The 24,554-nt window shown below is 39.2% G+C and carries 23 protein-coding genes; 17 read left to right on the top strand and 6 right to left on the bottom strand.

All coding sequences use genetic code 11. The features are described 5' to 3' along the window. Positions 1 to 24 precede the first annotated feature (24 nt). From KTV93_RS06855 to tsaB, 6 genes are read left to right on the top strand one after another with little or no spacing between them, the layout of a single operon-like run. Positions 25 to 387 carry a hypothetical protein gene (locus KTV93_RS06855; protein WP_218248217.1) on the top strand — a complete coding sequence of 121 codons (363 nt, stop codon included), beginning with the start codon at positions 25 to 27 and terminating at the stop codon, positions 385 to 387. Positions 388 to 390: 3 nt separating this feature from the next. Next, on the top strand, positions 391 to 1,074 hold the full coding sequence (locus KTV93_RS06850; RefSeq protein ID WP_218248216.1) for a LysE family translocator: 684 nt from the start codon (positions 391 to 393) through the stop codon (positions 1,072 to 1,074). Then, positions 1,071 to 2,000 carry a S66 peptidase family protein gene (locus KTV93_RS06845; RefSeq protein ID WP_218248215.1) on the top strand — a complete coding sequence of 310 codons (930 nt, stop codon included), beginning with the start codon at positions 1,071 to 1,073 and terminating at the stop codon, positions 1,998 to 2,000. The genes KTV93_RS06850 and KTV93_RS06845 overlap by 4 nt, the downstream gene beginning before the upstream one ends. A 4-nt stretch (positions 2,001 to 2,004) precedes the next feature. Then, positions 2,005 to 2,376, top strand: coding sequence for a YraN family protein (locus tag KTV93_RS06840; RefSeq protein WP_218248214.1), 372 nt, complete (start codon positions 2,005 to 2,007; stop codon positions 2,374 to 2,376). Positions 2,377 to 2,394: 18 nt separating this feature from the next. Beyond that, positions 2,395 to 3,147: an SDR family NAD(P)-dependent oxidoreductase gene (locus tag KTV93_RS06835; protein ID WP_218248213.1), complete on the top strand. Its 753-nt coding sequence runs from the start codon at positions 2,395 to 2,397 to the stop codon at positions 3,145 to 3,147. 46 nt (positions 3,148 to 3,193) lie between these two features. Beyond that, positions 3,194 to 3,871, top strand: coding sequence for a tRNA (adenosine(37)-N6)-threonylcarbamoyltransferase complex dimerization subunit type 1 TsaB (tsaB, locus tag KTV93_RS06830; RefSeq protein WP_218248212.1), 678 nt, complete (start codon positions 3,194 to 3,196; stop codon positions 3,869 to 3,871). A 42-nt stretch (positions 3,872 to 3,913) separates the two neighbouring features. Here the strand turns inward: tsaB and porW are convergent, their stop codons facing one another. The 4 genes from porW to KTV93_RS06810 form a co-directional block, all read right to left on the bottom strand. After that, positions 3,914 to 6,403: a type IX secretion system periplasmic lipoprotein PorW/SprE gene (gene porW, locus KTV93_RS06825; RefSeq protein WP_218248211.1), complete on the bottom strand. Its 2,490-nt coding sequence runs from the start codon at positions 6,401 to 6,403 to the stop codon at positions 3,914 to 3,916. Positions 6,404 to 6,494: 91 nt separating this feature from the next. After that, entirely contained in the window at positions 6,495 to 7,052 is a 558-nt protein-coding gene (locus KTV93_RS06820; RefSeq protein WP_218248210.1) for a Maf family nucleotide pyrophosphatase, read from the bottom strand. Between the two features lie 23 nt (positions 7,053 to 7,075). Beyond that, on the bottom strand, positions 7,076 to 7,594 hold the full coding sequence (locus KTV93_RS06815; protein WP_218248209.1) for a KdsC family phosphatase: 519 nt from the start codon (positions 7,592 to 7,594) through the stop codon (positions 7,076 to 7,078). Beyond that, positions 7,584 to 8,336 carry a Rossmann-like and DUF2520 domain-containing protein gene (locus KTV93_RS06810; RefSeq protein ID WP_218248208.1) on the bottom strand — a complete coding sequence of 251 codons (753 nt, stop codon included), beginning with the start codon at positions 8,334 to 8,336 and terminating at the stop codon, positions 7,584 to 7,586. Before KTV93_RS06810 ends, KTV93_RS06815 begins: the two co-directional genes overlap by 11 nt. A gap of 104 nt (positions 8,337 to 8,440) precedes the next feature. On the opposite strand from KTV93_RS06810, the gene KTV93_RS06805 reads away from it, so the two are divergent. The 5 genes from KTV93_RS06805 (at position 8,441) to KTV93_RS06785 (ending at position 14,173) form a co-directional block, all read left to right on the top strand. Further along, a complete protein-coding gene (locus KTV93_RS06805) occupies positions 8,441 to 8,992 on the top strand; it encodes an RNA polymerase sigma factor (protein WP_218248207.1) in 552 nt (183 codons plus the stop codon). Between the two features lie 12 nt (positions 8,993 to 9,004). Next, positions 9,005 to 9,547: a hypothetical protein gene (locus KTV93_RS06800; protein WP_218248206.1), complete on the top strand. Its 543-nt coding sequence runs from the start codon at positions 9,005 to 9,007 to the stop codon at positions 9,545 to 9,547. A gap of 13 nt (positions 9,548 to 9,560) precedes the next feature. Beyond that, complete coding sequence (locus KTV93_RS06795; protein WP_218248205.1) at positions 9,561 to 10,073, top strand: hypothetical protein; 513 nt, start codon at positions 9,561 to 9,563, stop codon at positions 10,071 to 10,073. Positions 10,074 to 10,323: 250 nt separating this feature from the next. Beyond that, a complete protein-coding gene (lepA, locus tag KTV93_RS06790) occupies positions 10,324 to 12,120 on the top strand; it encodes a translation elongation factor 4 (protein WP_218250511.1) in 1,797 nt (598 codons plus the stop codon). Positions 12,121 to 12,478: 358 nt separating this feature from the next. After that, positions 12,479 to 14,173, top strand: a complete 1,695-nt coding sequence (locus KTV93_RS06785) for a M14 family zinc carboxypeptidase (RefSeq protein ID WP_218248204.1) — start codon at positions 12,479 to 12,481, stop codon at positions 14,171 to 14,173. A gap of 45 nt (positions 14,174 to 14,218) precedes the next feature. On the opposite strand, the gene KTV93_RS06780 is transcribed toward KTV93_RS06785, so the two are convergent. After that, the gene (locus KTV93_RS06780) at positions 14,219 to 15,100 is read right to left on the bottom strand and encodes a cupin-like domain-containing protein (RefSeq protein WP_218248203.1); all 882 of its coding nucleotides are present in this window, start codon (positions 15,098 to 15,100) and stop codon (positions 14,219 to 14,221) included. Positions 15,101 to 15,266: 166 nt separating this feature from the next. On the opposite strand from KTV93_RS06780, the gene KTV93_RS06775 reads away from it, so the two are divergent. Together KTV93_RS06775 and KTV93_RS06770 are read left to right on the top strand one after the other, a co-directional pair. Next, positions 15,267 to 17,993, top strand: coding sequence for a carboxypeptidase regulatory-like domain-containing protein (locus tag KTV93_RS06775; RefSeq protein WP_218248202.1), 2,727 nt, complete (start codon positions 15,267 to 15,269; stop codon positions 17,991 to 17,993). 6 nt (positions 17,994 to 17,999) lie between these two features. Then, the gene (locus KTV93_RS06770; RefSeq protein WP_218248201.1) at positions 18,000 to 18,872 is read left to right on the top strand and encodes a GLPGLI family protein; all 873 of its coding nucleotides are present in this window, start codon (positions 18,000 to 18,002) and stop codon (positions 18,870 to 18,872) included. Between the two features lie 61 nt (positions 18,873 to 18,933). On the opposite strand, the gene KTV93_RS06765 is transcribed toward KTV93_RS06770, so the two are convergent. After that, on the bottom strand, positions 18,934 to 19,431 hold the full coding sequence (locus KTV93_RS06765; RefSeq protein ID WP_218248200.1) for a DinB family protein: 498 nt from the start codon (positions 19,429 to 19,431) through the stop codon (positions 18,934 to 18,936). A 128-nt stretch (positions 19,432 to 19,559) separates the two neighbouring features. On the opposite strand from KTV93_RS06765, the gene KTV93_RS06760 reads away from it, so the two are divergent. The 4 genes from KTV93_RS06760 to glmM all read left to right on the top strand — a co-directional run bounded on the left by KTV93_RS06760 (position 19,560) and on the right by glmM (position 24,529). After that, a complete protein-coding gene (locus tag KTV93_RS06760; protein WP_218248199.1) occupies positions 19,560 to 20,456 on the top strand; it encodes a GLPGLI family protein in 897 nt (298 codons plus the stop codon). A 135-nt stretch (positions 20,457 to 20,591) separates the two neighbouring features. Next, positions 20,592 to 20,846, top strand: a complete 255-nt coding sequence (locus KTV93_RS06755; RefSeq protein ID WP_218248198.1) for a FeoA family protein — start codon at positions 20,592 to 20,594, stop codon at positions 20,844 to 20,846. 38 nt (positions 20,847 to 20,884) lie between these two features. Next, positions 20,885 to 22,921 carry a ferrous iron transport protein B gene (gene feoB, locus KTV93_RS06750; protein WP_218248197.1) on the top strand — a complete coding sequence of 679 codons (2,037 nt, stop codon included), beginning with the start codon at positions 20,885 to 20,887 and terminating at the stop codon, positions 22,919 to 22,921. A 225-nt stretch (positions 22,922 to 23,146) separates the two neighbouring features. Further along, positions 23,147 to 24,529, top strand: coding sequence for a phosphoglucosamine mutase (gene glmM / locus KTV93_RS06745; protein WP_218248196.1), 1,383 nt, complete (start codon positions 23,147 to 23,149; stop codon positions 24,527 to 24,529). Positions 24,530 to 24,554: the final 25 nt, after the last annotated feature.

Genomic DNA, 24,554 nt, shown 5'->3' with positions numbered 1-24,554 from the left:
GCTATTTCGTATCGATTTCTAAAGTTGAAAGTCACTAAACAGGTCTTTTTTTTAATTTTATTACCTTTACTTTTTAATTGTTTCTTCCTGGTTAATTATGTTTTCTCTAAGCGCCCGCAACAGGAAACCTACAGGTATGCATACGGAATTACTGATATTCAGGGAAGTAGAGGCAGATATTCTACCCAGAAAGGCAGATCAACTACCATTAATCTGGAACGTGGGATTTATAAAGAATTCTACCTGCCCCGAATGTTTTTTGATTATGAAAAAATGAAAGATAAAAAACTGATAACATACGATATAGAAGACGGATTATTTGGTTTTCGTGTGGTGAAGGATTATAAATTTTCGGAGGACAGAACGAATTATATATTTCAGTATTAAAATATGTTTGAACTTATAATTTCGGCAATTGGTTTGGGAATTATGCTCAGCCTCGTGTTCATAGGACCCATTTTCTTTCTTTTGATTGAAACCAGTTTTTCGCGTGGACCGAAACATGCATTGGCGCTTGACTTAGGAGTAATTTTCGCTGATATTTTGTGTATTACCGCAGCATTTTTTGCAAGTGCCGATTTAATACAGCTCATTGATAAACATCCGGGTTTTTACCGTATAACCTCTTTTATTATTTTAATTTATGCGGTTTATATGGTGGTTTCTAAAACAAGGATGCATCTTGCCGGCGAGGAAAAAATGATTGGTCAGAACTATTTTAAGACTTTTCTCAACGGATTTTTCTTCAATATTTTAAATATAGGTGTTGTGCTGTTCTGGCTTGTAACAGTAATTTCTGTTAGAAATGCCTACCCAAAGCTGGACGAATTTCTTCTTTATATGGCATTGGTAGTCGGTACTTATCTCGCCATCGACTTCTTTAAGATTTATCTCGCAAAGCAGTTTCATTACAAACTTACCGAAAGACTTGCCAATCAGATCCGCAAAGGTGTTGGTTTTATTCTCGTGGGATTCAGTATCTTTATCTTTCTCCAGAGTTTCAAGAAATTTAACCAGTTCGACCGGCAATTGGAAGAAGCAGAAAGAACAGGGCAAAAACAGATTAAGAAATGAAATCCATCATATTTCCGGAATCTCTTAAAAAAGGCGACAGAATCGCGGTGATTTCTCCGGCAGGTTCTGTAGAGGAATCCCAGCTTGAAACAGGTTTAAATCTAATTCGGGCTAAAGGTTATGAGCCGGTTGTAGGCAAGCATCTTTATTCCAAATTTTCAAAGGGTTACAGTTATGCGGGTACGGAAACAGAAAGGATTTCCGATATGAACTGGGCGCTGAACGACGCTGATATTTCGGCAGTCTGGGCTTCCAGAGGAGGGTACGGCTGTCAACATTTGGTGGATTATTTAAAACTTTCAGAATTTAAAAAGAGGCCGAAATGGTATATAGGATATTCCGATAATACCGTGATTCAAAGCTATTTACTGAAAAATAATTTTGCCTCAATTCATGGCCAAACGATTAAAACATCAGGTTTTGGAGTAACGCCCGAAGGATATGACCTCACTTTTGATATTCTTAAAGGAAAATTTCCAAAATATTCCATCCAAAATAATTCTTTCAACAAATCAGGAAACGCCGAAGGTGAATTGGTTGGTGGTAATTTAGCTTTGATCTATGCACTTTTAGGAACAAAATATTCCTTTGATTTCAAAGATAAAATCCTTTTTATTGAAGATATCGGTGAAAAATTCTATGCTTTGGACAGAATGCTCATGTCGCTTGAACTTGCCGGAGTTTTCCGCAAAATTAAAGGGCTTATCGTTGGTGGAATGACCTTAATGGAAGACGAAAAAGAGAACATGAACTACGAAGAAAGTTTTGATGAATTTTCTTATAAACTTATCGCAGAACGGATTTCCCAATATGATTTTCCGGTGATTTTTGGATTTCCGAACGGTCATATATACGATAACAGACCGCTGATTATTGGAGCAAACATTTCAATGACCGTCGGTAAAAAGGTTGAAGTAAAATTTTGATGTCATGGCAGACCACAACGATTTCGGGCAACTTGCTGAAGATCTTGCAGCTGAATTTCTAGCCAAAAAGAACTATAAGATTCTTGCCAGAAACTTCCGCTATCAAAAAGCAGAAATCGATATTGTTGCAGAATTTGAAGGGATCATCGTTGTTACGGAAGTGAAGGCGAGAAGTTACAATACGCTAATCGAGCCTCAGGAAGCCGTTACCAAAAAGAAAATAAAATCCATCGTAATGTGTTCTGATTTTTTCATGAACGAAAGAAAAATCGATAAAGAAGTAAGGTTTGATATCATTACCGTTCTTCCCGATGAACAGGGAATTCTACAGCTTAATCATATCGAAGACGCGTTCCAGAGTTTTGATGCAAACTAAATTATAAAAATCCATACAATGAAAACAGCGCTGATCACCGGAGCAACTTCCGGAATTGGTAAAGCCACCGCGCAATTGCTTGCTGCAAAAGGATTCAGATTGATCCTTTGCGGTAGAAGGACCGAAGTTTTGGAGCAGATTAAAACTGAACTAACGGCCAAAACTGAAATTTACACCTTAAACTTCGACCAAAGATATCTTACTGAAGTAGAAAACGCATTCACTTCCCTACCCGATTCCTGGAAAAATATCGATGTTCTGATTAATAATGCTGGGAATGCACATGGTCTGGAGCCACTTTCAGACGGAAATACAGAAGATTGGGATGCAATGATCGACGGAAATGTGAAAGGATTGCTGTACGTTTCAAAATGCGTAATTCCCGGGATGAAGCAAAGAAAATCCGGTCATATTGTAAATATTTCCAGCGTTGCGGCGAGACAGACTTACGTCAACGGCGTGGTGTATTGCGCATCGAAAAAAGCAGTGGATGTTATTTCCGACGGAATGCGACTCGAACTTACTGAATATGGAATTAAAGTCACCAATATTCAGCCCGGCCTGGTAGAAACTGATTTCTCGAAAGTCCGTTTTAAGGGCGATGAAGAAAGAGCGACTACCGTTTATCAGGGTTATAAAGCCTTACAGCCGGAAGATATTGCAGATGCCATCTCCTACTGCATCACCGCTCCGCAGCATGTTGCGATTTCAGATTTAACGATTTATCCGAGTGCCCAGAGCGAACCAAGAACCGTTTATAAGAATCTCTAAAAAATAAATCTTCGGAAGATTGGTTTTTGATTATTAAATTTGCCGAATGAAAATCCTCCATATCGAAACTTCCTCCAAAAACTGTTCTGTCGCGATTTCTGATGGCGAAAAATTGCTTTGTGTTTGCGAAGAAGTTTCAGAAAATTATAAACAGTCCGAGAGTCTTCACGCTTTTGTTGAATGGGCTTTGGAAGGCGCCGAAATTACTTTGAAAGATCTGGACGCAGTTTCTTTAGGAATGGGTCCTGGTTCGTATACAGGTCTCAGAATCGGTGCTTCATCTGCAAAAGGATTCTGCTATGGTTTGAAAATTCCGCTTATTGCAGTAAATTCTATGGAGACAATGATTGAGCCCTTTTTAGATCAGAATTTCGACTATATCATTCCATTGCTCGACGCAAGACGAATGGAGGTTTATACCGCGGTCTTTGATGGAGATTCGGGCAAGATGCTGACCGAAACCGAAGCAAAAATTTTAGATGAGACTTCTTTTCAGGAATTCAAGGATAAAAAAGTGATTTTTGTAGGTGACGGCGCTTCAAAAGCAAAAGAAATTCTTCAGCTTCCCGAAGCAGAATTTAACGAAAAAATTTACCCTTCTGCTAAATATTTAGTTAAAAAAGCGACCGATAAGTTCAATAACAGTCAATTTGAAGATGTCGCCTATTTCGAACCTTTTTACCTGAAAGAATTTCAGGGCGTAAAGAAAAAGAAAGCAGAATAAACTCGACAGTAACTAAGAAAAAAGCGAAGATTAATCTTCGCTTTAAATTTTTATTTCCATTTGCGCAGGACTTTCAACCTGCTGTGTATCCTGTGTGCGGCGTGGCCTCAATGGAGCCGGCTCGTTCATTTTTCCGGGAACAGGTGGCGCATCCATATCTGTTGGTGGCACTGGGGTAGAAACTGGTTTCTCCATTTTGTTTCCGGATTCATCTGTAATTTCTATTTCAAGTTCGCTTTTGAGATACTTCAGCATTTCTTCAGCTTTTTCACCTTCCGGTGTTCTTGCATAATTTAAGGCAATCTGTTCCAGCTGGAGGATCATAATCTCTTTACCGGCGGTCTTACCGGTATTGAATGCATTAAGGAGCGCAAATTTCGGTACCAGTGCATCTTTGGGATATTTTTCTAAAGAGGACTGTATGAGTGTTTTGCTTTCTTCATATTTCTCAGTTGAATAAAGGTCAAAAGCCTGTGCATAAGCTTTCTCGACTTCCTCTGAAGATTTAGAAAAAGAATTGTTTTTAGGATTCTTTACAAATTCTGCGTAGGACGTATAAGGAAAATCCGTTAGAATCATCTGTTTAGCGCGTTCCGCAGCGGATGGATTTTTCTCGTAATTAAAGGCGAAAATATTGTAAAGTGCCAGAAGTTTTGTTTCTTCTTCCGGATTGGCATCCACCAAATCATAAAGCGTTTTCGTAGCCAGAGGGGTATCAGAGAAATACGATTCGTACATCCTTCCCAAACCTAAACTCGCGGTATCTCGGGCTTTTTTCAGCGCTAAGATATCTTCTGAAGCCGTTGGTATTTTTTCAATATAGAAAGCAGGTTCAAGTCTTCTAGGGTCGGGAGCAGACGCAATTCCCATCGCTTCATTTTTTAAATCCTCAATGGAGCTCCCCCTTGCGGAAGTCCGCCAGTTATCGCTGAGGGCGCGGTTTCCCCACAATTGTTTAAAAGACGATTCTCCTTTCGCTACTGTGCTTTGGTTCGCGAAGTAGAAGCCACCTTTGCTACCGCCAAAATCCTGGAAACCGCCGGTATTTCCTGAAAACACAGAATTAGCATCGTAATCTCCGGTATCAAATCCTTTGGAGCGTTCTGCTTTTTTCCTTTCCAGTTCTTCCTTGGCTTCTTTGGCTTTTATCCCGTCAATGTATTTGTTGAAATAGGCGATTTTTTCAGCTTCGGGCATTCTGGTGAGCGCAAGGATACTGTCGTTTTTTCTGATCAGATAGTAATTTGCGGAAACCTGTTTAATGTTGCTTGATTTTTCTGTCAGGAGTATTTTCGAAGGTTCATAAGTCATTACTGTAAGCGCGGAATCGTAATAAGCTCCTGCAGACAGATAGTCGCTCTCTTCGAAAAAACCTTTTCCGATCTCGTAATAATTAAGTCCGCGAATCTGCGGATCAGACATTTTTTCCGTCAGTGACTTCGCAAAAAACGCTTTGGCTTCATCTTTCTTACCGGCTTTATTTGCCATGAGACCCAATGCATAGTAGAATTCGTTTTTTCTGGAACCATAAGTACCTTTTTTGCTTATTTTCTCCAAATACTCCTTTGCCCCTTCATAATCATCATCTTTTCCATTAAAGGTTTTGGCGATTTCAATTTGAGATTTAACTTCAAATTCAAAACTATTGGCATTTTTATATGCAGTAACAAAACTTTCCCGAGCTTCTTCATTCCTTTCGAGATTTGCTAAAATCTGCCCTCTTAGAAAAGCAATTCTGCTGCGCATTTTGCGGTTTTTATTCACTGCGTATGCATTTTCCAACTCGTCTACTGCGGCTTCTTTTTTTCCGGCTTGAAGCAGCATTTCTGAGTAATAAACGCTCAGCAGTTTTTTATAATCTTTTTTAAGTTTTGAATCTTTTGATAAATCGGCAAAAACCTCTTCGGCTTTGTAGAAGTCGCCCATTTTGGAATAAGCCAGCCCCTGATAAATGCGTGCAAGCGGAATTCTTTTGTCATTCCGCATATTTGCGAACACATAATTTAATCCGTCCAGAGCTTCCAATGGTTTATTGCGGTAAATTCTGGATTGGGCCAAAAGTATATTTGCATCAAAGATTTTCTTGTTCTTCTCTTCCCCACCCTTCATTACAGAATATTTGGAAATTGCCTTAAGTGCTTTAGCTTCAGATATTTCTAAAACCGAAGCTCCGTTTTTAATTCCCGGATTAGAAGAATTCTGGAAATTACTCCGGCCACCCGGAACGCCCGGACCTTCGGAATTCATACTTCCCGGCGGCACCGGATCTTCACCAAACATACCACCCGGCTGTAAATCGGTTCCCAAAGGCTGTTCTTCGTAAGTGAGAAGCTGGATGTAAGGCGCATAAAAATTATCTACATGAGCCTGGTCGCGGTTTTTCAGTTCAGTCTCCAGCGCATCTTTACTATTGAAAAGCGTATTGTAGTAAGAGAAAAATCCTTTCATAAAGGTGGAATCATCGGTTTTTTTCCGTGAAGAGCACGAATTAAAAACCACGATTGCTGAAAGGAAAAGTATAGTTTTTTTCATTATTTCATAATAACTTTCAAATTAGCATTTTATTATGAAAAATGCCTCTTTATTTCTGTAAAAATAATGAATTTTTATAATTGTTAGCAGCTTACCGGAAATCTTTTAGGATCCTGTAAAGCAAATGAGTGGGCAAACCCATTACCGTGTAATAGCTGCCGGCTATACGGTTGATTTTTGCCATGCCGAACCATTCCTGAACGCCGTAACTGCCTGCTTTGTCGAAAGGTTTATATTGGTCAATGTAAAAATCGATTTCATCATCGGTCAATTGATCAATTTCAACATGAGTAACATCGGTTTTAGAAATGCTTTTTTCTGAATTTCTAATTGTAATTCCTGTAAAGACTTCATGGGTTCGTCCTGAAAGTTTTCTAAGCATTTTCTTGGCATGAAGAGCATCCTGGGGTTTTCCCAACACTTCGTTTTCTATTGCTACAATCGTGTCTGCAGTTATTAAAACTTCGTCTTCTTTTAAACCGCGGAAAGCGTTTGATTTAAGATCAGAAAGATATTCTGCGATTTTTTCAACTTCTAAATCCTGTGGATATATTTCATCGCAATCCACAGAAACCACTTCAAAATCGAAACCTAGACTGCTTAAAAGTTCTTTTCTTCTGGGCGAATTGGATGCTAATAATAATTTCATTGTAATTTTTTAGATGATGGGAATTAAACGCTTTTGGTGTTATCTTCAATCCAGTTTCCCTGCACTTTCATAACCTGTTCAATTACATCGCGGACAGCACCTTTTCCTCCTTCGATATTTGATATGTATTCCGAAATCTCTTTCACTTCCGGAACTGCATTTTTTGGACATGTTGAGATTCCCGATGCCGTCATGATTTTCATGTCGGGTAAATCATCGCCCATCGTCAGAATTTCGTCGTTTTGCAGGTTATACTTTAATCGGAATTCTTCAAATTTCTCCAATTTGTCTGAAACCTTTGCGTAATATTCTTTAATCCCAAGATAATGGATGCGGTTCCGAACCGCCGGATCGTCCCCGCCGGTAATCACACAAATCTTATAGTTATTTTTTACAGCTTTTACCACAGCGTAACCGTCTAGAACATTCATTACCCGGCACATGCTCTTGTCGGGCATCAGATAAACACTTCCGTCGGTAAAAACCCCGTCAACATCAAATACGAACGCTTTTATATTTTTAAGTTTCGATTTATAACTCATACATTTTCTTTATAGATTCGTTCATCGTTTTATAAATTTTCATGTGTTCCGCGTCCGTGATTAATGCTTCATGAAGTTCTAAAACCCTTCCGTCATTTCTCACCGCCGGTCCGGTTTGGGCAGATTTGGGATCAATTTCATGAATTTTCTGGACGGTTTCATCAATTAATGGCAAAAAATAATTGAAGGGAATGTCTTGAGCATCAGAAATTTCCTTGGCTCTTGAAAAAAGATGATTCACAAAATTGCAGGCAAAAACTGCAGTCAGGTGAATGTATTTTCTTTTTTCATAATCAGAAATCATTACGTTTTCCGAAATTTTCAACGCCACATTTTTCAGGATTTCCAGATCGTCTTCGTTTTCCGCTTCAACAAAAAAAGGAATTTCGGCATAATTGAGGTTTTTTGATTTGGAGAAGGTCTGCAAAGGATAAAAGCTGGCTTTTCGGTAATTTCCCTGCAGGATTTCCTTTGGCAGCGAACCGGAGGTATGTGCTACGAGACAGTTTTCTTTTGAAATTTTCTTCGAGATATTGGTTACCGAGTCATCACTTACAGAGATCAGGTATAAATCAGCATCGGGAACTTCTTCGGTAGAATACGGAATACTGAATTTTTCTGAAATCTCTTTCAGCGCAATTTCATTCCGGCCGAAAATTTGTGATACAGCGATGTTTTTTTCCTTGAAAGCCTTTGCCAGATGAAAAGCTACATTCCCCGAACCCAGAATTACAATCTTCATGAAAATAAATATGAACAAATATAATTATTTTGCTTTGGACTGAAAATTGAAATACTTATTTAACTTTTAATTAAATTTACCATCAAAACCCTGAAAGCATCTCAATGAAGATTAAGGAAGAAGAAATTATCCGGCTGATGTCTGGCGAGAAATCCCGTGAAAAAGGAGTTCGCCTGATGATGGATGCTTATCAGAGCAGGTTATATTGGCATATCAGAAGAATTATCGTAGATCACGATCTGTCTCAGGATGTACTGCAGGAAACATTTATAAAAGCGTATCAGAATTTTCATCAGTTTAAGCAGGACAGCCAGCTTTATACCTGGCTTTACAGGATCGCAACTAATGAATCGCTGCAGCAGCTTAACAAACTGAAAAGAATGCAGAAATCGGATGAAGACTCCGAATATTATCTGCAGAATCTGGTTGCCGACAATGTATCTGCTGAAGCCGAAGAAATTCAGATCTTACTGCAGAAAGCCATTCATTCGCTGCCTGAGAAGCAAAAACTGGTATTCAACATGCGGTATTATGAGGATTTACCTTACGAGGAAATCTCGAAAATACTGGACATGTCGGTAGGTACTTTAAAAACCAATTACCATTACGCGAAACAGAAAGTAGAAGATTATATCAAATTAAATTACACAGAATAAATTTTTTCAACAATGAAAAATTTGGATATTGAGAAATTAGAACGTAAAAATATTTACACCGCCCCGGATCATTTTTTTGATGACATTCAGGCCAGAGTTTTGCAGGAAACTCTTCCGAAGAAGCAGGCGAAGGTGATTAAAATGAACTGGGCTTATGCAGCAGCGGCCGCTGTCGCACTGATTTTTGGAGTTACCTTTTTTGTAACACAGGATGGTGAAAGTATTAATACAATCAGTAAAGAGCAGTCTTTAACAGCGGTTAACAACACCGAAGCAAACGCTTTATCAGAAAGCGAATCACATACAGAAGCTAGAATTGCTTATCAAACTTTGGAAAACGATTTAACTTCTGTAGCAGCAGTTAATCAAAGAGAAGACAGGGAGCCATTGGCAGTTTCAGCAAAAACAGGAACAAGCGCAGCAGTTCAGAATAAAGTAAACGCTCCAAACCCTGAGGTTCAGGTCGACCAGATTCTTGCTAATTTTACTTCAGCAGAATTGGCAGATTTAGGAAAAAATACAGAACAGGATATTTATCTCGATTTGTATTATTAAAAAGGAAACCAACATGAAAAAGATTTTATTTATACTCATCACTGTAATTACCGGCTCGCAGCTAAGTTATGCGCAGGAACAGAAATACGACTGGAAAAAGATGAAACCAGAACAGCGAAAAGAAATCATCCAGAAAATGAGCCCGCAGGAAAAAATGTCACTTTTGAAACAGTTCCGCGAAAATATGATGGTTTCAGAATTAGATGTTCCGCAAAATGACCAGACCGAGTTCAAAACCCTTTATGCTGAATATCAGGATAAGCAGAACAACATTAAAAGCAGATTTAAGCCAAGTGAAGATTACGACAACATGAGCGATGAAGAAGCTACAAAACAGCTTAATGAAAGTTTCGATGTTGGCCAGCAACTTTTAGATAACAGAAAAATATATGCGCAAAAATTCCTTAAGGTTCTAAAACCACAACAGGTTTTGCAAATGTACCAGACGGAAGGTAAAATGCGAAGCAAAATATTAGACAAAAAACAAGACGGGCGCTCCAACAGCCCGCAGAGCAGGCGACCATAATAGTTTATTTTTTTAATGTTTGAGCGACCTCTACAAATTATTTTGCAGAGGTCGTTCTTTTTTGGGCGATCCCCTCGCCACCGCAAAACCCACTTCCCGGGTCGGGCTATACGCTGCAACTCCTCACGCCAATGCAATCCCAATGCTGTTGCGGGGTTTCCGCTGCTATCCCTATCGCGAAATACCGGTCGAAATCGTAAGAAAAATTCCGGTAAAAAACACTAAATTTGCCAACTATCTAGAATATTCAATGAAAAACATACGAAACTTCTGCATTATTGCACATATCGACCACGGAAAATCAACACTGGCAGACAGACTTTTGGAATATACTAACACGGTAACCCAAAGAGAACTGCAGTCGCAAACGCTGGATGATATGGACCTGGAGAAAGAACGAGGGATCACCATTAAATCCCACGCCATCCAGATGGATTACGAACTCAATGGCGAAAAATATATCCTGAACCTTATCGACACTCCCGGACACGTAGACTTTTCTTACGAAGTTTCCCGTTCGATCGCTGCTTGTGAAGGTGCGCTTCTTATCGTAGATGCTGCGCAAAGTATTCAGGCTCAAACAATAAGCAATTTATATTTAGCGTTGGAAAACGATTTAACCATCATTCCGATCCTTAATAAAATCGATTTACCATCCGCAAATCCTGAAGAAGTTACCGATGAGATCATGAACCTGATCGGCTGCGAGTACGAAGACGTTCTGCGTGTTTCCGGAAAAACCGGTGAAGGCGTTCACGATCTTCTGGAGCAGATTGTAAAAAGAATTCCGGCTCCGGTGGGCGATCCTGATGCACCTTTACAGGCTTTAGTTTTCGATTCTGTTTATAATCCTTTCCGAGGAATTGAAGCGTATTTCAAAGTTGTCAACGGCAGCATTAAAAAAGGCCAGCGAATTAAATTCATGGCGACGGGAAAAATGTACGAGGCTGATGAAGTAGGAACTTTAAAACTGAAACAGGCGCCCAAAAAAGAAATTCTGACCGGCGATGTAGGTTATATTATTTCAGGAATTAAAGACGCCAGAGAAGTAAAAGTAGGAGATACCATCACCACTTTCGAGAACGGTGCACCCGCTGCGATTGAAGGTTTCGAAGAGGTAAAACCCATGGTTTTTGCCGGAATTTATCCTATCGAAGCCGAAGATTTCGAAGAACTGAGATTTTCCCTGGAAAAATTGAGACTCAATGATGCTTCGCTGGTTTTCGAACCGGAAAGTTCTGCAGCATTGGGCTTTGGATTCCGTTGTGGTTTCCTTGGGATGCTACACATGGAAATTGTACAGGAAAGACTAGACCGCGAATTTAATATGGACGTGATTACCACGGTTCCCAACGTTTCTTATCACGGTTATACCAAGAAAGATCCGGACAAAATGATCCTCATCAATAACCCGTCGGAAATGACAGATCCTATGATGCTGGACCGTGTTGAAGAACCCTTTATCAAAGCTTCAATCATCACCAAATCCGATTTTGTAGGTGCGGTAATGACCTTGTGTATCGAAAAACGCGGCGAAATCGTTAACCAGAGTTATCTGACTTCAGAAAGAGTAGAACTGGTTTTCAACATGCCTTTGGCGGAGGTTGTTTTCGATTTTTATGACCGTTTGAAATCTATCTCAAAAGGGTATGCATCGTTTGATTATCATCCGATTGGGTTCCGTGCATCCAAACTGGTGAAGATGGATATCCTGATCAACGGAGACATGGTAGATGCACTTTCGTCCTTAATTCACGATTCCAACGCGTATTACATCGGTAAAAGAATGTGCGAAAAACTTCGGGAACTGATTCCGAGACAGCAGTTTGATATCGCTGTTCAGGCAGCTTTAGGAGCGAAAGTTATTGCAAGAGAAACCATTAAAGCCTTAAGAAAAGACGTTACGGCGAAATGTTACGGAGGTGATATTTCCCGAAAGCGTAAACTTCTTGAAAAGCAGAAAGAAGGAAAGAAAAAGATGAAACAGATCGGTAGAGTTGAGGTTCCGCAATCGGCATTTATGGCGGTGCTGAAACTGAATGATTAATTTTCAACCCCCGAATGTAAACCTCTGAAAATAACTAAATCCGCAGAATTTTTCTGCGGATTTTTAAGATATTGCAGTAGTATGAATGCTAAAGTAATTTTTAACTTCGCTATACTTTTATATATAATTTTTTATAAAATAGCCGTGAGATTATTTCTAAACGTGGGAATTGTTACTGGCACTTTGATGGAGTTTTCTGTAATTCCTTTACTGATCTTGACATCAGCGCAATTAGTCATACTGCCTTTCCTTTGGAAAAAAGAAAAATTTGGATTGAATTCTCCCAATTTTTATGCAATAATTATCAATATGTGTTCCTTCATACTGCTGGCTTTAGAATTCTAATAAATTATTTTTTATGAAAAAACTCACCTTATTTTTTCTTTTACAACCTCTATTTTTTTCTGCTCAAAATTTTCAAACTCCTTACGAAAAAGGCAACGGCAACCAAACCGTAACTTATGAGGAAATGGTGAATTATTATGATGATCTCAACCGGAATTTCGAAAGCATTACGGTAGAAAATTTCGGGAAAGATGATAACGGAGAACCGATTAAAGTGGTCGTTTTTAATCCTTCAAAAAACAAAAACAATCCTGTCATCCTGATCAACAACGGAATTCATCCGGGTGAACCCGACGGAATTGACGCCGCGATGATGCTCATGCGCGATCTGGCCACCGGAAAAGCCTCTGCTAAAAATCTTAAAATTGCTGCCATTCAGTCTTATAATATTTCCGGCATGCTGCGAAGAGGAAAGTTCAGCCGCGCCAACCAAAACGGCCCGGAGGAATACGGGTTCCGGGGAAATGCGAGAAATTACGATCTGAACCGCGATTTTATTAAAAACGATACGGAAAATGCGAAAGCTTTCCAGCAGATTTTTCAGCATTTCAAACCTATTTATTTTATTGATAATCATGTGAGTAACGGTGCAGATTACCAATATCTTTTCACCTACATTTCTACCAGTAAAGAACGTTTAGGCGATAAACTGGGCAGCTACTTCAATGAAAAAATGCAGCCGGAAATTCTGCAGAACATCCAGAAAAAAGGAATTCTCACAACGCCTTACGTCAATATCCACGGTGATTCACCGGATGAAGGTTTCCCTGCCTTTATGGATTCACCCCGCTACGCCACAGGTTATACCACACTCTTTAATACCTTGGGAACCGTCGCAGAAACACACATGCTGAAACCTTATAGCGACAGGGTTCGCGCTACTTACGAATATATGCTGAGCTCCATTAACCACACCCAGAAAAACGCAAAAGAAATCCAGAAGAAAATGGCGGAAAGTTTTGCGGAATATCAGCCCGGAATGAAATACGCTCTGCAGTGGAAATTGGATGAAACCAAATATCAGCTTATTGATTTCAAAGGATATGAAGCCGGAAAAAAAACGAGCGGAGTTTCCGGAAAACCTCGTCTGTACTACGACCGAACGAAACCCTTCATCAGAAAAGTTAAATTTTTTAATGCGTATAAACCGACGAAATTCGTGACCATTCCGAGATATTATGTCATTCCGAAATCTGAAAATAAGGTAATTGAATATCTGAAAAGAAATAATATCCAGATGACAGAAATTGCAAAAGATTCAACCATCAATGTCGAAATCTACCGCATTGCGGATTTTAAAACGGTGAAAAAACCGTACGAAGGTCATTACCTGCATTATGAAACCAAAACGAAATCAGAGTTTAAAAACGTAAACGTAAGAAAGGGAGATTTTCTGGTTTCTACGAAACAGGAAGGTGTGAAATATCTGTTAGAAACTCTGGAACCGGAAGCGACAGACTCGTTCTTTAACTGGAATTTCTTTGATGCAATTCTCGGGCAGAAGGAATATTTTTCAGATTATGTTTTTGAAGACACGGCGGCCGAGCTTTTAAAAAACGACCAGGTTTTAAGAACTGCTTTTGAACTTGAAAAAATTTCAGATCCAGAATTTGCAAAAGATGGAAATGCACAGCTGGAGTGGATTTACCGGAATTCCGAGTATTATGAAGGATCTGTTGGATTATATCCAATTTTCCGGATTAAGTAAATAGAAAGGTAAACTTTTTTTAGTTTGCCTTTTTTAGTATTATATTTATTTTGGAAGTCCTTTTTTCAGTGCGTAATTTGCTCTTTCTACAGCTTTTTTTTCTTTCCAGTCCATGTATCTTTTCTTGAATCTTCCTTTCATAAAGTTGTCGAAGTTTCTTTGAACCGTTAAATTCCAAAGCGAATGTGCTTTCACTGCCCAGGACTTATCCCACGCTCTGAGTGAGATGGAAAAGCTTCCGTCCAGATATTTCATCCAATGCCACCAGCCTGTAGGCATGAACAGCGTGTCGCCATGTTCCAGAAAACACTCAATTCCCTCAACACCGTTTAATGCAGGGAATTTTTCAAAATCGGGATTCGCAATATCGTAATCTTCCAGCGCATAGGTGGCGTAAGGAATTTGGTATAGCCTGTCTTTCCATTTATAATCGAATAGAAGAACATGTTTTCTACCGTTAAAATGGGTATGGAAAATATGCGCCATATCAATATCATAATGAAGGAATGTTACTGAGCCTTTTCCGCCGAAAAACATATTGGGATACTTATCGAGAAAACCGCCCATCAATTCTTTAGGAGAGAGATAATCTGCTAAAAGTTTAGGCGCAGATTTAATGGGATCAAAGAGAAAAATCCGCAGATCGGTAGGCTCCCTTTGTATAAGATCGATATAATCACCGAATTTCATTTTCGCAGCGGAAGCATTAATGGGCGCAGACGGATCAGCTTTGGAAGAATCATACAGCGGAACTTCAACATCGCCAACGGTTTCCTTCATATACTCCATGGTCCATTTCTGGTAGGCGGGCCAGTTTTTAGCCATATTGCGAATGACTACCGGCTTGCGCGGAAGCAGATATTTTTTTCGGAAATCTTCCTGAGAAATGTCTTCTACAACATCTATAGGCGTTAAATGTAATCCCATATAAGGCGTATTTTAGTGAGCAAAATTAGGTAAAAAGAAGTCTAAATATGAAAATAGTGCGATATTTTATTCAATACATGTAACCGCTTATTGGTTGATCCATACCTGACAGTTTCTAAATTTGTAACAAAAACTGTGAAAGGAATACTAATTTTAAAAAACTTTCATGAAATTTTACGCTTCCCTTTTTCTCATTTTTGTATTTTCAGCAGTCGCTTTTGGCCAGACAACCGTTTCCGGAAAAATTACTGATTCCGACGGACAGCCGGTTCCCAGTGCCAGTGTAACCATTGAAGAGCAGGGAAAAGGTGCGATTATGGCTTTCTCGATCTCTAATTCCAAAGGGGAGTATAAAGTAACGTTTACTTCAGCTGACGGAAATGTTGATTTAAAAATCAAGGCCTTTAACCAAAAGCCGCTTTTAAAATCGATTAAAAACGAAAATCAAAACCTGAACTTCAGTATGGAATCAGATGCGACCGAAATTAAAGAGGTAAAACTGAAAACCAAACTCATTACCAAAAAAGGTGACACCATTTCATATGATTTAAAAGCATTCGAAAGCAAGGCCGACAGAACATTAGCAGATGTATTAAAGAAAATTCCCGGAATTGAGGTGAATGGGGACGGCTCAGTTCTTTATCAGGGCGAGCCCATCAATAAATTTTATGTTAATGGTAAAGATTTGATGGAAGGAGGTTACGGTACTGTAAACAATTCTTTACCTAAAGATGCTGTTCAGAAAGTTGAAGTAATGGAAAACCACCAGCCCGTAAAAATTCTTCAGGATAAAGTTCCGTCTGAGAATGCCGGTTTGAACGTAGTTTTAAAGAAATCGGTGACGATGACCGGGAGGGGAGAGGTAGGCGTAGGAATGGACCCTCTACTCTGGAATGTAAAACTCACGCCGATGTTTTTCGGGCAGAAAAACCAGTGGGTCGTAAACTATAAAGCCAACAATAATGGCGAAAGCGTGGAAAAAGAGGGCAATCTTTTAGGTTTTGGCAACCGTTGGGAAGGCAGAAGAGGTCAGGCAACCCCAAAATCATGGTTACGAGTGGAAACTGCCGATGTACCTGACGTTCCGGAGAAAAGATATTTAATGAATAATGTTCATTTCTTTTCTGCGAACGTTTTAACAACGCCTTTCAAAAGCAAAGACTGGGAACTGAAAGCAAGTGCGAGCTATACCAACAACGCAATTGAAAGAACAGACAGTAAAACCGAAATCTACGAACAGGGCTCATCAATAGTGCCAGCAGGTGGGACATATCTGTCAGAATCTGCCAATCATTTCTATACCAATGCCAGCAAAGGGGAATTAATTTTCACTAAGAATGCTAAAAAAGGATTCTTTAAAAACACCACAACCTGGAACGGCTCCTGGAATGATACCAATGCAACAATCAACAACCTTTTGCCGCCAGCAACTGGGACAAATACCCCAATAACCAAGTTCGGTAACCAGTTTTTGGATTCACCTTCGGGGGTTTTCCAGAACTCATTGAGTACAATTTTGCCGTGGAAAGAGAAACTTTTCAACGTGATGAGTTACATCAGTTACCAGAAAGACCGCCAGACTATGGATATTCTACCGGCCAGTTATGTAAATGCGAACGGTAATTTTCCGCAAGCCGGGGGTTTTGAAACACTGAGACAAGATGCTGAGTCAGAAACTTTCATGGCAAATCATTCTGCTTCCGTTGGCTTCAGTTATAAAAAATGGACGTTTACACCGGAAGTCGGTTTAAATTTAGGATTTAACAATCTTCAGTCTCTTCTTTCCGGGTCAAACGGAACAGCTTATACCGGATTGGGACAAAGTTTTCAGAATGATACAGACTGGAATGAAATTCAGCCTTATACGCAGGTTGGCATCAATTTCAAATCAAACAGTTTTAATCTGAGCCTTAATTTGCCTTACAATTTCTACGATATCACTTACAGGGATAATTTGCGCGGCAACAGTCTTCATACGACTAGATCTGTGCTGGAACCAAGTTTGTTTGCAAGTCTGGATTTTGCTTCGTTCTTTAAAATTTGGGCATTTGCGAGTCAGAGCAATGATTTTGGGAATTTCGGGTTCCTGTATGAAGGTAAAATGCTTACATCACCTTTAGGACTTACACAAAGGTTTAATTACGAAAGCCCGATGATCATGCCGGAATACAGAAACAGCAATCTGGGATCGAGATTAGAGTACCGTAACCCGCTGAATAATTTATTTTTCAATGTTCGTTACAGTTATTCAGTGAACAAAAGAAATCTAATAGAGAGGTTTTCTGGCGACGGTTTCAATTCATCATTGACACTACTTGCTTTAGATAACACTTCCGAAAGTCAAACCGAAAGCGCAGAAATCGGCAAATATTTTCCGAAATTTAAAACCAATACCTCGTTGAGTTTTTCAAATTCTGATTCTAAATCGTTCTCGTTTTTTAATCAGCTGCAAGAGTCGAAAATCAGCCGCCAGAATATGGGAATTAAATTCAACAACACTTACTTCTCGTGGCTAAGCGTTGATTATACAGCCACGCTTAACTGGGCGACACAAAAAAATACAAGTCAAAATTCTGAAAATAAAACTTCGGGCTGGAATCACAATCTCGCAGCCTATGTTTATCCTTTCGAAAACCATACCATTGGTTTCTTCTGGGACGAAATTAATACCGAAGCCAAAAACCAGAGTTTTACAAATGCTTTTTACGATATTTCATACCAATACACCTGGGCAAAAAAGAAAATCGATTTTGAGATTAAGTGGCTTAACATTGCTAATACTGATGTTTTCGAAAGAATTACTTATGATCCGCAATTTTTGCTGACTTCCGTTAGCTCAATTAGAATCCGCCCGAGCCAGGTGATGTTTACGGTAAAATTCAACTTTAAATAGTAACTCATGAACAGATTAGCCGCTTTATTTTTATTGGTTGGTTTGATGCTTTCGGCGCAGAATAACCGAGTGATCTATGAATATAAATTTGCACCGGATTCTACCAAAACCGACAGTCTGAAAACTGAATGGATGTATCTCGACATCAGTAAAAAAGGATCGAAATTTTACAGCAAAAGCACTTTTGAAAGCGATTCTATTGTTCAGGAAAGCATAAAGAAACAGTTGGCTTCCGGAACGAGAAATGTTTCAATCTCAAGACAGCGTCAGGGTGGGGAAATTAATTATGAAGTGGAGAAAAATTATCCGGACTATAAAACTTATTTAATTGCCAACATCGGAAACGATGCTTACAAAGTTTTAGAGGACCGCAAAATAAACTGGAAAATTTCGCCCGAAAAAAAACAGCTTGGTGAATTTAAAGTTCAGAAAGCAACCACAGATTTTGCCGGAAGAATGTGGACCGCCTGGTTCACTACAGATGTTCCGATTCAGGACGGACCTTACAAATTTTCGGGTTTGCCGGGTTTAATTGTTGAAATTTATGATCAGACAGGGAGCCACAAAATGGAACTTAAGGGATTAAAGAAAATTCAGGAAATTAAAGCGGAAGAACTTAACACTCAAGGGAAAGATATTCCGTTCACCAGGAAAAAACCGCTTGAAGTAAACCGCCAGCAGTATGTGAAACAGCTGAAACAGTATGAAAATGATCCCGTGCAGGGCATGCGCGAATTACTTTCGCGTCCCAATTCGAAGGTAAAAATTAATATGGGTGGGAAAGAAATTTCTGATCCTGCAGAGATCCTGCGCGCAATGGAGCAGAATGCAAAAGAAGAAATGGCCAGAAACAATAATAAAATTGAAAAGCAGCCATAAAAAACCGTTCTGTTTTCTGCAGAACGGTTTCCATCAATTTACTTAACGTATTAAAACTTAACTAAAAGTTCTGTTCGTCTGCGCTTGGGCCGTAACTTGCGGGAACGGGAATGTCATTTAATCGGTAATAAACGCCCAGCTGCGCCCGGTGGTGGGTAAGCTGATTCAAAGCGTGGCGTATTGCGCTGTATTTGCTGTAATCTGCCAAAAGCTGATCGCCCATGTACATTGCCCATTTACCGCTAAGGCTGTCTTCCGAAAGTTGATTCATCGCAGCATTACTTTGGGCGTAAAATTCTTCTAGTTTTTCCTTCAGTTCTTCCCCCGAAGTCAGATTTAGAGGTTTGTAATCACCTGCTGCGAAATCGAGTTTTTCTGTGTTCAGGATAGTCTCCGGCCAACCTACAATTTCCACGATATGGGTGGCCAGCGGCATCATTTTCATGCTTTTTTCGTGAGGCGCGTAATCATTTTTACCCTCAGGAAATCGGTCTATAAAACGTTTAGTAGTTTCATATTCCTGCTGGAGCTCATCTTTCAAATTTTGTAACGTTTCCATATTATTTATTTTTTCAGGAATTAAAGTTAAAACGAAATGAAGAAGTTCTGGTCACAAAAAAATATAATTTATTCTTAAAATTCTGTAACAAATTATCAAGACCACGCACTAATTATTAAAATCAGAACATGAAAAAATTTGCAAGCCTGTTTTTACTGACTTTGTTTTTTGCCGCAAATGCGCAGGAAACCGCCAACAGATTCTTCTATGAACTCAACTTCAAACCGAAGAAAGATTCTGCAAGAACTGAAAAAGTAATGATGATTCTCGATATTACAAAAGAGAAATCAATTTACCGGGATTATACCATGGTTGCGCAGGATTCAATTTTGAAAATTCAAGTGGAAGCGATGCAGAAATCCGGTGTTTTCAAGGATTTCTCGAAAATGGTAACGATGCCTAAATTTTCAGAAAAAGTATATAAATTCTATCCGGACATGAAAATCCAATATGTGGAGCGCATTTCAAGCGGTTTTACGCCCCTAAATATAGGATATAACGACGATACTAAACTGAACTGGAAAATATCTAACGAGAAGGCAAAAATTGGCAGTTACAATACCCAGAAAGCCACAACCGAATTCGGTGGCAGAACATGGAATGCATGGTTTACACCAGATATTCCGCTGCAGGACGGACCTTATAAATTTCATGGTTTGCCAGGTCTTATCGTAAAGATCGAAGATGATGGCAAAAATTATTCATGGGAGCTGAAAGGAAATAAAAAAGTAGAAAACTTTAATGAGGTTACTTATCTGGAAACCCTTTCACCCGGCGGAAACGGTGGAAAAGTACAGGAAGTGAGCCGTGAAAAATTCACTAAGACTTTCACCGATTTTAAGAAAGATCCTTTTGCATCCGCAAGACCAATGTTAAGACCCGAGATGCTTTCTCAAAAAATGCCCGGAAGCGATATGACCATAGGAGATATGGTAAAACAGCAGGAAAAAATGCTGAAAGATTTTTACGGAGCAAACAACAATCCGATAGAAATTGAGGTTGCCGCAGCTAAGGCAAAAAAGTAGTCATTCATAGCTAAATTATATTTTTGTAAACCTTGGAACATATTTATGTTTCAGGGTTTTTTTATGACTCTTTTCACCTGGAAAGCTTATTTAGATTAAATTTAAATAGCGTATATTTGCGATAAATTTTTAGTGTTGAGAAGAGATAATTCAGACAAATTATGTTGTTTCCCGAAAAACGAGTTAGGGAAAATCGTAGGTTACGAAAATGACGACCTTAAGATGCCGAATAAAATTATTGAAATGGGACTTCTGCCCGAAACGGCCTTCAGAATTCTCTACCAGGCTCCTTTCAGCGGGCCGCTGTACGTAGAGTTCGGTGATGAAAAAAGCAGAATTGCGCTTCGTGAAGAGGAAGCACGGTTTATCATCGTAGAAGCTTTAAATTAAATTTCAATCATTTTCTTCGGAAATAAGCCGAATTAGCAATGCAAAACATCTTAAAAAACAAACAAATTCTTCTCGTAGGGAATCCTAACGTTGGTAAATCCACCGTATTTAACCTGTTATGCAACAAAACGCAGAAAACAGGAAATTATGCCGGAGTTACCGTAGCGAGTCATTCGGGAAACTATGAGTACAAAGGTGAAGAGGTGGAGGTTATCGATTTGCCGGGTTCATACAGCGTTTATCCCACATCAGAAGATGAAGCCATCTTTTCTAAATTTTTAGTAGAGGAACAGCAAAATTATTCCGGTGTCATTTATATTCTTGAAGCCTTAAGTATTAAAAGAGGTCTGCTTCTGTTTCAGCAGATTCAGGATTTGGGTATTCCTGTTTTACTCGTAATCAATCAGATTGACCAGGCAGAAAGAAGAGGAATTAATATTAATGTTGATGAGCTTTCCAAAGAGTTGGGAGTAACCGTTTTGCAGACCAATGCGAAACAGAATCAGGGAATCGAAGAATTGCGCGAGGAGATTTTCAAGAATAATTTTTCAAGATCAGAGAGTGTTTCTTTTGAAATTCCGCTGGAACAAAAGGGTCTTGTATTCAAAATTTTATCCGAAACCAAAGAAAGCAATCAGTATAAAGTCTGGACATTACTCTCGTCCGACACATATCTGGGTAAACTCGAATCTGTAAAGGATCAAATGAATCAGGACGAGATTAAATGTCTTGTTCCCAAGAGATTACAGACACAGGAAACCATCAGGCGTTACCAGAATATCGACCGTATTATTACAAAAGTTTTATCCAAAAAGCCGAATTTTAAGGAATTGCTTACGGAGAAATTAGATAAAATTCTGGTTCACCAGTTTTGGGGTTATGTGGTCTTTGCATTTATTCTGCTGATCATTTTTCAGAGTGTGTTTTTCCTCGCAGAATATCCCATGAATTGGATTTCAGATGCTTTCTTCTGGATGTCTTCCTTTACTTCGGAACATTTACCGGCAGGTCCGCTTAACTCATTAATTTCTAACGGTATTATTCCGGGAATTGGCGGTATTGCAATGTTTGCACCCCAAATCGGTATTTTGCTTTACTTCTTATATCTTCTCGAAGATTCAGGTTATATGGCAAGGGTGATATTTTTAATGGACCGTTTTCTGAAACCTTTCGGCCTGAACGGGAAAAGTATTGTTCCTTTAGTTTCGGGTACGGCGTGTGCGATCCCTGCAGTAATGTCCACGAGAAATATCGAAAACGTAAAAGAGAGACTGATCACGATTTTGGTTACACCTTTTATGACTTGCTCGGCGAGACTTCCGGTTTACAGTATTATTATTTCCTTAGTAATTCCCGACCATTATTTCCTCGGAATCAGTTATAAAGCGTTGGTGCTGATGGGAATGTATTTTCTTGGATTCTTTGCCGCCTTATTTTCCGCACTTTTACTTAAAACCCTAATAAAAAACAAGTCGAAATCTTTCCTTGTTATGGATTTGCCTTCGTATAAAATGCCGCTTTTCGGGTACGATTTTAAACTAATGCTGAGCAAAGTATGGGAATTTATCACCGGAGCAGGTAAAATTATTTTCTTCTTCAGTATCATTATTTGGGCATTCAGTTATCTCGGACCAAAACAAAATGAGAATGAAATGGTTGCAACCGATGTGAAGTTAGAGCATTCTTATCTTGCCAAGGCCGGTAAATTTATTGAGCCTGCAATTGAGCCATTAGGATACGACTGGAAAATGGGTGTTGGCGTGCTGACAAGTTTTGTGGCCCGTGAAGTTTTTGTAGGAACACTTTCAACACTGTACAGTTTGGATGAAGAAGCTCCTGAAGAACGAATCATCGATAAAATGAGGAATGATACAAAACCCAATGGGGAAAAGGTCTTCAGTTTTGCTACAGGAATTTCTATCCTGATATTTTATGCGTTCGCAATGCAGTGCGCATCTACCTTGGCCGTAGTTTACAGAGAAACAAAATCCTGGAAATGGACGCTGGCTCAGCTTTTTGGAATGTCGGGATTGGCTTATATCGCTTCATTTATAACCTATCAGATGCTTAAATAATGGAAACCGAATTAATTCTGCAGTATGTTCTTGTCGCGGTAATCGTATTGTTTGCGGCGTATTCGATTTACAGAATATTAAAAAAAACATTCTCTCCTGGGAAGTTCAAGAAAGGTAAAACCGGCTGTGATTCAAACTGCTGTTCATAATCTGTTCACCACGCGTAGTTATTTTATTCGTAATTTTGCAGCAGTTTAAATCAAACGTTTAAAAATCAATTATTCAATGGCTTTAATTAAAAGTATATCAGGGATCCGCGGCACTATTGGTGGAAAAGTGAACGAAAATCTTACGCCGCTTGATGTGGTGAAATTTACTTCCGCATTCGGAACCTGGCTTCAAAATAATAAAAACAAAAAGAATTTAACTCTTGTGGTTGGCCGCGATGCGCGGATTTCCGGCGCGATGGTTAATTCTCTGGTTACAGCAACATTGCAGGGACTGGGAATTCATGTGGTGGATTTAGGACTCTCTACAACGCCAACTGTTGAGGTTATGGTTCCTGAACTGAATGCTGACGGAGGAATCATCTTAACCGCTTCTCACAACCCAAAACAGTGGAACGCTTTAAAACTTTTGAATGAAAAAGGAGAATTCATCACTGGAGAAAACGGTGCGGAAGTTTTAGCGTTAGCGGAATCCGAAAATTTCAATTTTGCTGAAGTTGACGGTTTAGGGAAGTATGAAACACGTGACGACGGTTTTGCAATCCATATTCATAAAATTCTGGATTTACCGATGGTAAATGCTGAAGCCATTAAAGCAAAGAAATATAAAATTGTAGTTGACGCGGTAAATTCCACTGGCGGAATTGCAATCCCGGAACTTTTGGAGCATTTAGGCTGCGAAGTGATTAAACTGTATTGCGAACCCAACGGACATTTTCCGCACAATCCCGAACCGTTGAAGGAGCATTTGGGAGATATCTGCGAACTCGTGAAAAAAGAAAAAGCAGATCTCGGAATCGTTGTAGATCCGGATGTTGACCGCCTGGCGCTGGTTGATGAAAATGGTGAACTTTTCGGCGAAGAATATACCTTAGTTGCTGTGGCTGATTATCTCCTGAAAAATAAAAAAGGAGTAGCAGTCTCAAATCTTTCTTCAAGCCGTGCTTTGCGGGATGTTGCTTTGAAACACGATTCTGAATACTTCGCAAGTGCAGTGGGAGAGGTGAATGTAGTCACTTTAATGAAGGACAGAAACGCCGTGATTGGTGGCGAAGGAAACGGTGGAATTATTTATCCGGATCTTCACTATGGAAGAGATTCTCTGGTAGGCGTAGCGTTATTTTTAACACATCTTGCCAATAAAAACAAAACAGTTTCCGAGTTGAGAGCAACGTATCCGTCATATTTCATGGGTAAAAAGAAAATTGAGCTTACACCGGATATCGATGTAGACTCCCTTTTAACTAAAATGGAAAAGGAATATCAAAATGAAGAGGTTTCCACAGTTGACGGTGTAAAGATTGATTTCGAAAAAAATTGGGTACATTTAAGAAAATCCAATACAGAGCCAATTATCAGGATTTATACCGAAGCTTTTTCGCAGGAAGAAGCCGACAGTTTGGGAGATCAAATGATTGCTAAAATAAAAAGCCTGATTTAAGATCACTTTTTATTAATTTTAGGAA

This window comes from Kaistella faecalis, from assembly GCF_019195395.1.
Taxonomy (GTDB): Bacteria; Bacteroidota; Bacteroidia; order Flavobacteriales; family Weeksellaceae; genus Kaistella; species Kaistella faecalis.
The sequence above is the reverse complement of the archived record's forward strand: the minus strand, read 5'-3'. Positions and strand labels throughout refer to the sequence as shown.